Below are 12,638 nucleotides of genomic sequence, written 5' to 3' on the forward strand. Positions count from 1 at the left end.
TAAGAGAACATGCCGGTTTTCGCCAAGGCGGCGCTCACCAAGATCATAGCGGATGCGTTTTGCAGCGAATTGATATCTGAAAGTGCGGACCAAAGAGAAAAATGGCGCGGTTGACGGGGCTCGAACCCGCGACCCCCGGCGTGACAGGCCGGTACTCTAACCAACTGAGCTACAACCGCGCATTTTGGGTCTCTGTGTGATCCGTTTGCCCGGATCAAAGGCTGACAGTGATGGCGCGGTTGACGGGGCTCGAACCCGCGACCCCCGGCGTGACAGGCCGGTACTCTAACCAACTGAGCTACAACCGCCCACTGCCCGTTCCAGATGGAACGTTGGGGTGTATTATGGCTATGGTCGAGCAGCGTCAAGCGGCGTTTTGAAGTTTTTTGAGATTGGCCGAACTTTCACCAGGCTTCCTCAGATTCATGCGACCAGCCACAGCGCGCCAGGCAATGACGGAGATCTGGCGCCTTCGGCATGACGATAAACAATGAGCTCCAGAACACCCTATAGTTGCAGGCTGTTCAAAAAGTTAACAAACAACAATTCCAGAAATACAGCGATCACAACTCGCATTCAAAAAGATCTAACACATTAAAAAAGTTGACCTATTCGGACGTCGCGACTGAAAAAGTGATACTTCTGCGCAACGCAGCACCGGGCAGACGATCTGAATAGCTTGCAGTCAATCTTAGGGTGACTACCCTGAGATTCATAACTGTAACGCATAGTTTACGCACTATTGGTGCAAGGAAAACGAACATCGGATCAAGACGGCTTTTTCGGATCTGTATGAAATTAGACAGAGAGAACTGACGGAAATGGCAATCGCGACCTCTTCCCCGGGGAACAATCCCACTGGCAACGTTTACGTGGACAGTCTGATTTGGGGCACGTCCTGGAACACCACTTCGAGCAACGGTGTGATCACCTATTCGTTCGACAACGGAACATTTGGTCAACAGGCATTCAGCGGCTTCATGAAATCCGCAATACGCAAAGCTTTCGACCTGATCGAAACCATTATTCCTATACAGTTTAATGAAAAGGGATTCCTGGCTGGAAACGGGACGATCAATCAAGTTGACCTGTCATACTCGCTATTCTCAAGCAATGCCCTTGGGGGAAATGGTATTGTTGGCTTTCACCAGGTACCTGGTGACACTCCGCTGTTCGGTAATTTGGGCTCCAGTGCGCTGACAGGCGTTTTTGCCTACGACTCACCTTATTTGAGCAAATCTGCGGTGCAGAAAGGTGGTGAAGGTTTCGCCATCATCACGCACGAAATTTTACACGGTCTTGGTCTTGCCCACCCACATGACAACGGCGGCGGTTCTTCTGTTTTCCCAGGTGTGACACGGCCCTTTAACGACTTCGGCACCGATGGTCAGAATCAGGCCATCTTTACCATCATGTCCTACAATCCGGGCTATGCCTCAAAGCTGCCGCTAAAATCTCTAAACTACGGAAGCGTTGTTGGCCCGATGGCATTGGATATCGCTGCGTTGCAGGAAATCTATGGCGTCGCGCAGCACAAACGCGGGGACAACGTGTATCAGTTACCGGATGCAAACGCGCCCGGAACCTATTGGCAGGCAATATGGGACACAGGCGGCAATGACACGATTTCAGCGGCCGGCCTAACCAAGAGAGTCAAAATCAACCTGAATGACGCCGATCTTGTTGGCAACGATGCGGGTGGTGTTCCCAGCTATGCGAAGGGTATTCGCGGTGGCTTTACGATCGCCAACGGGGTCGTCATCGAAAACGCTATCGGTGGCAAGGGCAACGATCTTATCGTCGGCAACGAAGTGAACAATAAACTCAAAGGGCGCGATGGGAACGACACGATCCGCGGCCAAAGCGGCAACGACATATTGAAAGGTGGTAGCGGCAAAGACCAACTGACCGGCGGATCCGGGAACGATCGCGTCATCGGTGGAGGCGATGTTGACAACATTATTGTCACTAACGGAGACGGAAACGACATTATCCACGGCGGCTCTGGCAAAGACTGGATCAGGATCTCCGGGAACGCCGCAGCGTCAATCGACCTGACAAAGAAATCCGCCCAGGACACTGGTTATGGAACCGACACCATTCTGAAAATCGAAAATGTCCAGGGGTCCACAAATAGTGACCAGATCACCGGAAACGGCGCTGAGAACAAGTTGAAGGGTCGATCTGGCGATGACACTTTGAGCGGCCAGGGAAATCGGGACAAATTGGTAGGTGGCTCGGGTAACGACACGCTGATCGGCGGCAAAGGCAAAGACTTGATGATCGGCGGCAGTGGCGCGGACGAATTTGTCTATCGATCAACCAGCGAGAGCAAAGCCAGTGTGTCAAAGGCCGATGTGATCAGAGACTTCCAGGTCGGCGTCGACAAGATTGATCTAAGTGCCATTGACGCAAGCACCATATTGGCGGGCGACGATGAGTTTATTTTCAAAGGGAAAAAGCCTGCTGGAACATCTGACCAAGGTGAAGTCTACTATAAGAAAGTGAACCAGCCTGGGACGGCAAACGATCACACTCTTGTTTACGTCGACACTGATAACGACAAAGACCCAGAGATGATCATTTACCTGGAAGGTCTTCACAACCTGACGGCAGACGACTTCATCTTTTAATACGATTGGTGAAACCAAGCGCACGGGGTTCGCGTGACCCCGTGTATATGCCTTACGGAAAACCAAAACGGGCTGGCAGTTTCAACCGAATCGAGAACGCACTGGTTCTTAGGACTGTTTTGAACCGAATGCTGGTCGGTGCGGAGAAGCTCTGTCTTCCCGTTTTTTCAGACTGCCAAAACCCGGCTGATGCGCTGTTTAGTCGAAATCCGGCTCGGATTTGCAAAAGACTGACACAAGACCGCTGAAAGTGAAATCCGAGACGTCGCTGCCGTCTTCCGCTCGGATCAAATAACCGAAATTGTAAAGGCCCGCGGAATCTAGAGTGTCTTTATCTTGCAAGCTGACACGACCAAACTCTTCATCTGAATTCGTGAATGGTGTTGGAGTGATCCAACTGTCGAGCTGCACGGGGTAAGAAACCGACAATCCGCATGCATCAATGGCCAAGCCCTGATAGATCCCATTGTTTGAGTTCGTGTTGATCACCGCCCCGGGGGCTGGGGCGGACAAGGTGAACGGGCCGTTGATTTCTTCGTTGGCGACGTTGCTTTCTCCGGCCCAATGAACGAAGGCGCCCGAAATGCCCGATCCGCCGACTACAGTATTTGTCATTCTCATCAACAGAAACACGACTCGAAGATGCGGTGCCGGAACGGTCGCGAAATCATCCGGGCCCCGAAATGGACCAAAACGACTGCGGGGCAGTGACAAAGGTGGCCTGAACTGATCCTGCGCTGCAAGCACGGAGTCCAACAAGCTGCAGTCTTGGTTTTCGAAAGTGATAAACTCTTGTGTTGAGCGAACAATGAACTTACCGGGCTCGCCTTTCTTTGCGTAGGAGTCCCGCGCTGTTTTCGCATGCGTCCGAGGGGCGTCCGCCATAATAATCTCCTGAAAAATAGATCTACAATGGCCCCATCTTAGCAGATATTGCGCCGCGCCGACAGCGCAGCAGGCCCGGATTGGCCCGGTGCGTGTTGCTGAGGCTGGCACAAAAAAAGGCGGGGTTTGATCCCCGCCCTTCCAGTAAGCTTGAAATCGGTTTTAGTGTGCGGTTGCTGACGGGCCCGAGCTTTCTGCAGCTTTGGCCGTCGCCGCTGCGGCTTCTTCAGCGGCTTCGTCCCATTCGATCGGTTCAGGCGTGCGGGTCAAGGCTTGCTCCAAAACTTCGGAAACATGTTTGACCGCAATGATTTCCAGCCCTTCCTTCACGTTGTCCGGGATATCCGCCAGATCCTTTTCATTCTCTTCCGGGATCAGCACGGTCTTGATACCACCGCGCAGGGCGGCCAGCAGTTTTTCCTTCAAACCACCAATTGGCATCGCGTTCCCGCGCAATGATACTTCTCCGGTCATGGCGATGTCTTTGCGCACCGGAATACCAGTCAGAACCGACACAATCGAGGTTACCATCGCCAGACCAGCCGATGGGCCATCTTTGGGCGTCGCGCCATCGGGCACGTGCACGTGGATGTCGATCTTGTCGAACTGCGGCGGCTTCACACCAATCTCGGGCGCAATCGACCGCACGTAAGACGAGGCGGCATCGATGGATTCCTTCATCACATCGCCCAGCTTACCGGTGGTCTTCATCCGCCCCTTACCGGGCAGTTTCAACGCCTCGATATGCAGCAGATCACCGCCAACCGAAGTCCAGGCCAGCCCGGTGACTACACCAATCTGATCGTCCTGTTCGGCCAGACCATAGCGGAATTTCGGCACGCCCAGGAACTCATCCAGATTGTCAGGCGTTACGGTGACCGATTCCGCCTCTTTCTTGATGATCTTGGTCAGCGATTTCCGTGCCACTTTGGCGATCTCACGCTCGAGGTTCCGCACACCAGCCTCGCGGGTATAGGTACGGATGATGGATTGCAGCGCTTCATCGGTCAGTTCGAACTCTTTGGCCTTCAGGCCGTGGTTCTTGACCTGCTTGCCGATCAGGTGCTGCTTGGCGATCTCGCTCTTTTCTTCCTCGGTGTAACCGGCCAGCGGGATAATCTCCATCCGGTCAAGCAGAGGCCCGGGCATGTTGTAGCTGTTCGACGTGGTCAGGAACATCACGTTCGAAAGGTCATATTCGACCTCGAGGTAGTGATCCATGAACGTGTTGTTCTGTTCCGGATCCAGCACCTCAAGCATGGCCGAGGCCGGGTCGCCCCGGAAATCCTGCCCCATCTTGTCAATCTCATCGAGCAAGATCAGCGGGTTCGTGGTTTTCGCTTTTTTCAGCGCCTGGATGATCTTACCTGGCATCGAGCCAATATAAGTCCGGCGGTGACCCCGGATCTCGGATTCATCACGCACGCCGCCCAGCGAGATGCGAATAAATTCGCGCCCCGTGGCCTTGGCAACGGATTTACCAAGCGAGGTTTTCCCCACGCCCGGAGGGCCGACAAGGCACAGGATCGGACCTCTCAGCTTTTTCGAACGCTGCTGGACCGCAAGATATTCAACGATCCGTTCTTTGACCTTCTCAAGCCCATAGTGATCGGCGTCCAGAATTTCCTGAGCCCGGCCCAGATCCTTTTTGACACGGGATTTCGTGCCCCACGGCAGTGACAGGATCCAATCCAGATAGTTGCGCACCACAGTGGCCTCTGCCGACATGGGCGACATATTCTTGAGCTTTTTCAGCTCACCTTCGGCCTTCTCAAGCGCTTCTTTCGACAGCTTGGTCTCGGCAATTTTCTGTTCAAGCTCGGCAACCTCGTTGCTGCCATCCTCGCCATCGCCCAGCTCTTTCTGAATGGCCTTCATCTGCTCATTCAGATAATACTCACGCTGCGTCTTCTCCATCTGGGATTTGACGCGCGTTTTGATCTTTTTCTCGACCTGCAGCACCGACATCTCACCCTGCATCAGGCCATAGACTTTTTCCAGTCGTTCGCTGACACTGAGGGTTTCCAGCAGTTCCTGCTTTTGCTCAACCTCGATTCCCAAATGACCCGAGACCAAATCGGCCAGCTTGGCGGGCTCGGTGGTCTCACCCACTGCAGCCAGCGCTTCTTCGGGGATGTTCTTGCGCACTTTGGCATAGCGCTCGAACTCATCGGCAACGGTGCGCAGCAGCGCCTCGGTTGTGGTCACGTCGCCGGGGATCTCTGTCAGATATTCGGCCCGGGCCTCAAAAAAATCTTCGTTTTCAAGAAACTCAGTGATCTGAACCCGCGCATGCCCTTCAACCAGCACTTTGACGGTGCCGTCGGGCAGTTTCAGCAGTTGCAGCACATTGGCCAGAACGCCCGACCGGTAAATACCGTCGGTTTCCGGGTCATCAACACCGGGATCAATCTGGCTCGACAACAGAATTTGCTTGTCATCCTGCATCACCTCTTCCAGCGCGCGGACCGATTTGTCTCGGCCCACAAACAGCGGCACGATCATATGCGGGAAGACCACGATATCGCGCAGCGGCAGGACGGGGTATGAGGAATTCAGAGGCTCTTGCATGCTCTATCCTTATCATTGGCAAGACAGCACCGGTCCCATGTATGGCAACCTTCGGCTGTCTCCTGTCTTGGATGGTTAAAGGTGGGGCGGTTCGGACCGCTTTTCAACCTCGTCATCGTCTATCGTGAAACAGAATGGCCAAAGCCCCGGCGGACTGCAAGGCATCCCGCACAGATATCCACCGAATTTTCCAAGAATGCAGTGGTTATAGAGGATCGATGTCGCATTGCGCCCGCTGGGCGTGAAATTGTGCTTGCCAAGCCTCAAACGTCCCTGCTGAGATCGCATCGCGCATGCCCTGCATAATCTCTTGGAAATAATGGAGATTGTGCCAGGTCAGCAACATACCGGCGATCATCTCGTTTGACCGGAAGACATGATGCAGATAGGCGCGAGAGTAACTTGTACAGGCCGGACATGTGCAGTCTTCGTCCAAGGGACGCGGATCATCGGCATGGCGCGCGTTTTTGATGTTCACCACACCGCGCCGGGTAAAGACCTGCCCTGTACGCCCCGAACGTGAGGGCAGCACGCAATCCATCATGTCGATCCCGCGCGCCACGGCGCCGACGATGTCATCGGGTTTGCCAACGCCCATCAGGTAGCGCGGCTTGTCTTTGGGCAAGAAATCAGGCGCATAGTCGAGACAGTCAAACATGGCCGCCTGCCCTTCACCTACAGCCAAACCGCCCACGGCGTATCCGTCAAAGCCGATCGAGGTCAGGGCCTCGGCGCTTTCTTCGCGCAGGTCTTGTTCCAGACCGCCTTGCATGATCCCAAAGAGGGCATGGCCCGGTCGATCCCCAAACGCGTCACGAGACCGCTGCGCCCACCGCATTGACAGGCGCATCGACTCGGTCAGACGGTCCCGGTCGGCAGGCAGCGCCGGGCATTCGTCAAAACACATGACAATGTCAGAGCCCAGCAGACGCTGGATCTCCATCGAACGCTCGGGCGTCAACTCGTGTTTGGACCCATCGATATGGGATTTGAACGTAACACCTTTCTCGGTGAGCTTGCGCAGCCCGGCCAGAGACATCACCTGAAAACCGCCAGAATCCGTCAGGATCGGACGGTCCCAGTTCATGAATTTGTGCAGACCGCCCAGCCGGTCGATCCGTTCCGCGGTGGGGCGCAGCATCAGATGGTAGGTGTTGCCCAAAAGGATATCCGCACCGGTGGCGCGCACGCTTTCGGGCAGCATGGCTTTGACCGTAGCGGCGGTTCCCACCGGCATGAAGGCGGGTGTGCGCACCTCACCCCGGGGCGTCTGAATCACACCGGTGCGGGCTTTGCCATCAGTGGCTTTCAGCTCAAAAGAAAAACGGTTTGTCATGAAATGCCTCGGCGTCACGGAACCGGGCAGCGTTTGCCCGATCTGCCCCGGCATTGCAACCCGCTAGGGCAAAGACGCCACGTGCCGGGTGAACAGTTCCACCACCGCAGGGCCGTCCACGTCGCGGCACACTTGAACCGGCGGATTTGAGGCATCGGGCAGAGTTGCGCCGACACGATCCCCGTCGGTCACCACAGACAACCCGGTTTCGACCAAATCGAACATATGAGTGTGGCTGCAAGCAATAACCGCGGTTGAATCGTGCAAACCACAGCCGTCGACGCCCACAACCTCTTTGTAGAACCGTAGGTAGAACTCTGAGATATCGCGGAGGAAGCCGCCCATATCCGGCGAGTGCTGCGCCAAAGCTTCGAAATCCGAGCTTTGGTAGAGGGTCTTCATGGTGGCATCCAGCCCGACCAAGACGGTCTTGGGTGGGTTTTGAAACACCGCCTGCGCGGCCCGCGGGTCATTATGGATATTGGCCTCGGCGTGGGCCGAGACATTGCCGGGTACAAAAACCGCACCCCCCATTATCACCAACCGGCCCAGATTGGACGCAAACTCAGGGTCCAGGCTTAGGGCGTCTGCGATATTGGTCAAGGGCCCAACGGCACAAATGACCAGTTCATCGCGATGCTCTTGCGCCATCTGCACCAGAAACTCGGCCGCCGGGGTCGCATGGTTTTCGCCGATATCCGGGATCTCGACCAGATCCCCAAACCCTTCGGGCCCGTGGACATGGCTGGAAGGGTTATGCTTGGCCTTGCCCCAAGCCGCGCGTGCGCCTTGTGCGACGGGCACTGACAAGCCCAGACGATGGAGAAGATAACGCGCGTTTCGGCTGGATTGATGGGTATGGGTGTTGCCGAACACGGTGGTGAGCCCCACCAGCTCAAGCTCGGGCGCGGCTGCCGCATAAGCGATGGCCATCGCGTCATCAATGCCAGGATCGGTGTCGATTATCAGTTTCATGAGGCCCGGTTACCGCAATCAACAAGGGATGCAAAGCGGTCACAACCCAAAAATTACGCACCAAAAGCTGAGGTTCAAAGATATGAATACCTGCCCTTTCAATCCATACCAGAGTTGAAAATGGGCGATTCAATTCCCACATGTATACTATAGTACACAATAAAAGAGGACAGATATGAACCAAGAACAGATTATCGGACTTCTTACGTCGAACATCGTTTATTTGCTGGCCGCGGCCTTTATCATCGCGATTATTTTCAAGGGGATAAAGATCGTTCCGCAATCGGAAAAATACGTGGTCGAACGCTTTGGACGGCTGCATTCGGTCTTGGGACCCGGCATCAACTTTATCGTGCCGTTTTTGGATGTTGCGCGTCACAAGATCTCGATCCTGGAACGCCAGCTGCCCAACGCGACGCAGGACGCGATCACCAAGGATAACGTGCTGGTGCAGATCGACACCTCGGTCTTCTACCGCATTTTGGAGCCGGAAAAGACGGTGTATCGTATCCGCGACGTAGACGGCGCGATTGCCACCACAGTGGCCGGTATCGTGCGGGCCGAGATCGGCAAGATGGATCTGGATGAGGTCCAGTCGAACCGTGCGCAGCTGATCACCCGCATTCAGGAAAGCGTGGAAACCGCCGTGGACGACTGGGGCATCGAAGTGACCCGCGCCGAGATTCTGGATGTGAACCTGGATCAGGCCACCCGCGACGCGATGCTGCAACAGCTGAACGCCGAACGCGCCCGCCGTGCGCAGGTGACCGAAGCCGAAGGCCAGAAACGCGCGGTCGAGTTGCAGGCGGATGCCGAGCTGTATGCCGCAGAACAAACCGCCAAAGCGCGCCGGATCGAGGCCGAGGCCGAAGCTTTTGCCACCGGTGTCGTGGCCAAGGCGATCCAGGACAACGGCCTTGAAGCGGCACAATATCAGGTTGCGCTGAAACAGGTCGAAGCTTTGAATGCTTTGGGCAATGGAAATGGCTCGCAAACCATCGTGGTGCCTGCAAATGCGCTTGAAGCATTTGGCAATGCGTTCAACATGCTCAAAGGAGGCAAGTAATGGTGGATCCCTTCTGGCTGACATGGTGGCTGTGGCTGGCCGGAGCGCTGGTTCTGGCCATCGCCGAGGTCATCCTGCCCGGGTTCATCTTTCTGGGCTTTGCCGTCGGCGCCGCACTGACCGGGCTGCTGCTGTGGATCACGGGGATGACACCTGTTCTGCCGGTGCTGCTGCTGATCTTTGCGGTTCTGTCTTTGGCCGCATGGCTTGGTCTGCGCCGCATGTTCGCCCTGCCCCATGGTCAGGTAAAGACTTTTAATCACGACATTAACGATTGACCTAACGTGGCGCTGTCTTTCGGCGCCACGCCTGCTCTGGACGCTCTGGATGTCTTTCCCTATATAATCTCTCAGGTAACGGACCCGAGGCACTTATGACCCACCCCAGCGAACAGTTTGAAGGCAGCCCACTCATTGCGCCATCGACCATCGAACACCCATTGTACGAGCCCGTGGTGGACGCTTGCCGGACCGTGTTTGACCCGGAGATCCCTGTCAATATCTATGACCTTGGCCTGATCTACACGATCGACATCAGCGCCGAGAACGCCGTCAAAATCATCATGACGCTAACAGCTCCGGGCTGCCCGGTGGCCGGCGAGATGCCCGGCTGGATCGTCGAAGCCATTGAACCCGTTGCCGGTGTGAAGGAAGTTGATGTTGAACTGACATGGGAGCCGCCCTGGGGCATGGAGATGATGTCGGATGAGGCGCGACTTGAACTGGGCTTTATGTAGCCTCAGAAGTTATCCACAGCAAACCTGATACTGTCGCAAAACAGTCTCTAAACTGTTACATTCCTTTCAGAATTTCGACACATGTCTTCGCCAAACACATGGCGCGCATCGGCCGTAAACCAGTTCGCTGTCCCCAACCGGCTGGCCCAGAAATAGGGACCGTTCTTGCCCGAGAACGGTCCTTTCTTTTGGCACCCTATTTGATATTGCAGTTCGATTTTATCTCGGCTGCGCGCTTGTCCAACTCGGTGATATAGTCGCCAGACAGCATCTTCAGACGTTTTTGCTCTGTTCCCGTCACCAGCCCCAGCAGCGCACCTGCGGGTGTAATGGCGATCACGCTTTCGGCCTGTTTCTCTTCTGCATGCGTCTTCTCTGCCGCAATCGCGCGCAAATCACCTTGTGCGGTCGCGCAGTTGACGGGATGACGCGCATCATTATCTGCCGAGGCAGTGGTGGCAAGGCTGATGCTCAAAGCAACAAGCGCCATACCCGGTCGAAGTGGAAACGATAAAAAAGAGATCATTGATACCTGCCTTTGGTGAAAAGAGTTCAGTTTTAAGCACAAACTATGGTCACCAATGCGTCTATGGCAAGCTGCAAGACGCTTCCCTCTGGTCACAGTTGGACTATCGAGTGCGAACATCCCTTGAGCCAGGCATCAAGGCACCTTAAATTACCATAGTAACGCGAGAACGGAGCATTCCATGTTTGGCATTCCCGGCAAGCAGGCCGTGACCATAACGCCCAAGGCAGCAGAACAGATTGTCCGACTGATGACGTCGGGTGGTCATGCTGGCCTGCGCATCGGTGTCAAGAAAGGCGGCTGTGCGGGAATGGAATACACCATGGACTATGTTGATGAGGCTGACCCTCATGACGAAGTGGTGGAACAAGATGGCGCGCGGGTGATGATTGCGCCCATGGCTCAGATGTTCCTGTTCGGAACCGAGATCGACTATGAGGTCTCGCTGCTGGAAGCCGGGTTCAAATTTCGCAATCCCAACGTGGTTGACGCCTGCGGCTGCGGCGAGTCCATCAAGTTCGACGAGTCGATCTCGGCCCAGTCCTAAACATCCCGACCATTCGACGCCTGCGCAGACAACTGCAATTGTCAGGTTGGGCGCAGGGTGGTATCCGGTGCGAAATGCAATCGAACTGGAGGGTCCGCGATGCGGCGTAAGTTGGCGGCTGGCAATTGGAAAATGAACGGTACCGGGGCATCTCTGGCTGACCTTTCGGAGCTGGCGCAACGCTATCCAGACCCGGCGATTGACCTTCTGATCTGCCCACCCACCACGTTGCTACACAGGGCCGCAGAAGTAACAAAGACCTCGGGCGTCGCTATTGGTGGTCAGGATTGCCACGCTGCGCAATCGGGCGCTCATACCGGTGACGTAAGTGCCCAGATGCTCATGGAAGCTGGCGCATCTTCGGTAATCCTTGGCCATTCCGAGCGTCGTGTCGATCACGGCGAGACTGATGCGGATGTACGCGCCAAGGCCCAAACGGCCATGGAAGCTGGCCTCCAATCCATCATCTGCGTCGGTGAAAGCCTGGAACAACGCGAAGCGGCCAATACCTTGGACGTGGTTGGCGGTCAGATGGCGGGGTCCATTCCGGATCAGTCCACGGGCGAAAACCTGGTCGTCGCCTACGAGCCGGTTTGGGCCATCGGAACAGGCAAGGTTCCAACTCTGGAGCAGATCGCCGAAGTACATGATTTCATGCGTACCCTGCTGGAAAAACGGTTTGGCGAAAGCATCGGCCAATCGATCCGCTTGCTGTATGGCGGTTCAGTCAAACCCGGAAACGCTGCCGAAATTTTTGGTGTGTCCAACGTTGATGGAGCTTTGGTTGGCGGTGCCAGCCTGAAAGCTGCAGATTTTTCGGGTATTATCGACGCATTGGCCGACGCCTAGTCGATCACTCTGCGATATCTTCTGCCCAAAGCTCGGGCTTCTCGGCGATGAAGCGACGCATGAGTGCGATGCAATCGGGGTCCTCTGCCAGACTGACCTCGACACCGCGCTGACGCAGGAACTCTTCGTTGCCGCCGAAATTCTGCGTGTCGCCAATTACCACCCGAGGAATACCAAACTGAACAATTGTACCTGCGCACATCATGCACGGTGACAGAGACGTATAGAGTACCGTGTCACGATAGGTTTTCTGACGCCCTGCTTTGCGCAGCGCGTCCATCTCGCCATGCGCGATTGGATCGCCTTTTTGCACCCTTTGGTTCCGGCCTTGCGAGACCACCTCTCCGTCGCGCGCAAGGACAGAACCAATCGGGCACCCGCCTTCGTCAAACCCTGCCTGCGCCTCTTCGAACGCAATACGCAGCAGGTGTTTGTCCAAATCTGTCATCATGGGGTCAGCTCCTTTCGCAACAAGGTTGCGTTGACCGCAGAACAAACTGTGGCAAGCCGCCCG

Annotated in this window: 12 protein-coding genes and 2 tRNA genes; 6 read left to right on the forward strand and 8 right to left on the reverse strand. The window is 55.5% G+C overall.

Annotated elements, in window-relative coordinates; genetic code table 11:
* Nucleotides 1-102: 102 nt before the first annotated feature.
* Both GOW40_RS01095 and GOW40_RS01100 read right to left on the reverse strand, forming a co-directional pair.
* Nucleotides 103-179: transfer RNA gene (locus tag GOW40_RS01095), tRNA-Asp, on the reverse strand.
* A 52-nt stretch (nt 180-231) separates the two neighbouring features.
* Nucleotides 232-308, reverse strand: a tRNA-Asp gene (locus GOW40_RS01100).
* 513 nt (nt 309-821) lie between these two features.
* Between GOW40_RS01100 and GOW40_RS01105 the strand changes: the two genes are divergently transcribed.
* Nucleotides 822-2,633 carry a M10 family metallopeptidase gene (locus GOW40_RS01105; protein WP_171129284.1) on the forward strand — a complete coding sequence of 604 codons (1,812 nt, stop codon included), beginning with the start codon at nt 822-824 and terminating at the stop codon, nt 2,631-2,633.
* A 198-nt stretch (nt 2,634-2,831) separates the two neighbouring features.
* Here the strand turns inward: GOW40_RS01105 and GOW40_RS01110 are convergent, their stop codons facing one another.
* From GOW40_RS01110 to GOW40_RS01125, 4 genes are all read right to left on the reverse strand, one after another.
* Nucleotides 2,832-3,248: a hypothetical protein gene (locus GOW40_RS01110; protein ID WP_171129282.1), complete on the reverse strand. Its 417-nt coding sequence runs from the start codon at nt 3,246-3,248 to the stop codon at nt 2,832-2,834.
* A 432-nt stretch (nt 3,249-3,680) separates the two neighbouring features.
* A complete protein-coding gene (lon, locus tag GOW40_RS01115; protein WP_171129280.1) occupies nt 3,681-6,089 on the reverse strand; it encodes an endopeptidase La in 2,409 nt (802 codons plus the stop codon).
* Between the two features lie 205 nt (nt 6,090-6,294).
* A complete protein-coding gene (tgt, locus tag GOW40_RS01120) occupies nt 6,295-7,425 on the reverse strand; it encodes a tRNA guanosine(34) transglycosylase Tgt (protein WP_171129278.1) in 1,131 nt (376 codons plus the stop codon).
* A 63-nt stretch (nt 7,426-7,488) separates the two neighbouring features.
* The gene (locus tag GOW40_RS01125; RefSeq protein ID WP_171129276.1) at nt 7,489-8,400 is read right to left on the reverse strand and encodes a nucleoside hydrolase; all 912 of its coding nucleotides are present in this window, start codon (nt 8,398-8,400) and stop codon (nt 7,489-7,491) included.
* 175 nt (nt 8,401-8,575) lie between these two features.
* Here GOW40_RS01125 and GOW40_RS01130 point away from each other — a divergent pair, with 175 nt between their 5' ends.
* The 3 genes from GOW40_RS01130 (at nt 8,576) to GOW40_RS01140 (ending at nt 10,202) form a co-directional block, all read left to right on the forward strand.
* Nucleotides 8,576-9,466 (forward strand): SPFH domain-containing protein, encoded by an 891-nt coding sequence (locus GOW40_RS01130; protein ID WP_171098745.1) that lies wholly within the window; start codon nt 8,576-8,578, stop codon nt 9,464-9,466.
* Nucleotides 9,466-9,744, forward strand: coding sequence for an NfeD family protein (locus GOW40_RS01135; protein ID WP_171129274.1), 279 nt, complete (start codon nt 9,466-9,468; stop codon nt 9,742-9,744). Before GOW40_RS01130 ends, GOW40_RS01135 begins: the two co-directional genes overlap by 1 nt.
* A gap of 95 nt (nt 9,745-9,839) precedes the next feature.
* Entirely contained in the window at nt 9,840-10,202 is a 363-nt protein-coding gene (locus tag GOW40_RS01140; protein WP_171098742.1) for an SUF system Fe-S cluster assembly protein, read from the forward strand.
* Between the two features lie 196 nt (nt 10,203-10,398).
* Here the strand turns inward: GOW40_RS01140 and GOW40_RS01145 are convergent, their stop codons facing one another.
* The gene (locus GOW40_RS01145) at nt 10,399-10,728 is read right to left on the reverse strand and encodes a hypothetical protein (protein ID WP_171129272.1); all 330 of its coding nucleotides are present in this window, start codon (nt 10,726-10,728) and stop codon (nt 10,399-10,401) included.
* Between the two features lie 181 nt (nt 10,729-10,909).
* On the opposite strand from GOW40_RS01145, the gene GOW40_RS01150 reads away from it, so the two are divergent.
* Complete coding sequence (locus tag GOW40_RS01150) at nt 10,910-11,275, forward strand: iron-sulfur cluster assembly accessory protein (protein WP_171129270.1); 366 nt, start codon at nt 10,910-10,912, stop codon at nt 11,273-11,275.
* Nucleotides 11,276-11,374: 99 nt separating this feature from the next.
* The gene (gene tpiA / locus GOW40_RS01155) at nt 11,375-12,124 is read left to right on the forward strand and encodes a triose-phosphate isomerase (protein WP_171129268.1); all 750 of its coding nucleotides are present in this window, start codon (nt 11,375-11,377) and stop codon (nt 12,122-12,124) included.
* 4 nt (nt 12,125-12,128) lie between these two features.
* Here the strand turns inward: tpiA and GOW40_RS01160 are convergent, their stop codons facing one another.
* Nucleotides 12,129-12,575, reverse strand: a complete 447-nt coding sequence (locus GOW40_RS01160; protein WP_254444218.1) for a nucleoside deaminase — start codon at nt 12,573-12,575, stop codon at nt 12,129-12,131.
* Nucleotides 12,576-12,638: the final 63 nt, after the last annotated feature.

The sequence above is a fragment of the Ruegeria sp. HKCCA6707 genome, assembly GCF_013033515.1.
In the GTDB taxonomy this organism is placed as follows: Bacteria; Pseudomonadota; Alphaproteobacteria; order Rhodobacterales; family Rhodobacteraceae; genus Ruegeria.

What these genes read in the sequence shown, in the direction of transcription:
- GOW40_RS01105 (WP_171129284.1), top strand. Translation starts at nt 822, where the DNA reads ATGGCAATCGCGACCTCTTCCCCGGGGAACAATCCCACTGGCAACGTT.
- GOW40_RS01110 (WP_171129282.1), bottom strand. Translation starts at nt 3,248, where the DNA reads ATGACAAATACTGTAGTCGGCGGATCGGGCATTTCGGGCGCCTTCGTT.
- lon (WP_171129280.1), bottom strand. Translation starts at nt 6,089, where the DNA reads ATGCAAGAGCCTCTGAATTCCTCATACCCCGTCCTGCCGCTGCGCGAT.
- tgt (WP_171129278.1), bottom strand. Translation starts at nt 7,425, where the DNA reads ATGACAAACCGTTTTTCTTTTGAGCTGAAAGCCACTGATGGCAAAGCC.
- GOW40_RS01125 (WP_171129276.1), bottom strand. Translation starts at nt 8,400, where the DNA reads ATGAAACTGATAATCGACACCGATCCTGGCATTGATGACGCGATGGCC.
- GOW40_RS01130 (WP_171098745.1), top strand. Translation starts at nt 8,576, where the DNA reads ATGAACCAAGAACAGATTATCGGACTTCTTACGTCGAACATCGTTTAT.
- GOW40_RS01135 (WP_171129274.1), top strand. Translation starts at nt 9,466, where the DNA reads ATGGTGGATCCCTTCTGGCTGACATGGTGGCTGTGGCTGGCCGGAGCG.
- GOW40_RS01140 (WP_171098742.1), top strand. Translation starts at nt 9,840, where the DNA reads ATGACCCACCCCAGCGAACAGTTTGAAGGCAGCCCACTCATTGCGCCA.
- GOW40_RS01145 (WP_171129272.1), bottom strand. Translation starts at nt 10,728, where the DNA reads ATGATCTCTTTTTTATCGTTTCCACTTCGACCGGGTATGGCGCTTGTT.
- GOW40_RS01150 (WP_171129270.1), top strand. Translation starts at nt 10,910, where the DNA reads ATGTTTGGCATTCCCGGCAAGCAGGCCGTGACCATAACGCCCAAGGCA.
- tpiA (WP_171129268.1), top strand. Translation starts at nt 11,375, where the DNA reads ATGCGGCGTAAGTTGGCGGCTGGCAATTGGAAAATGAACGGTACCGGG.
- GOW40_RS01160 (WP_254444218.1), bottom strand. Translation starts at nt 12,575, where the DNA reads ATGATGACAGATTTGGACAAACACCTGCTGCGTATTGCGTTCGAAGAG.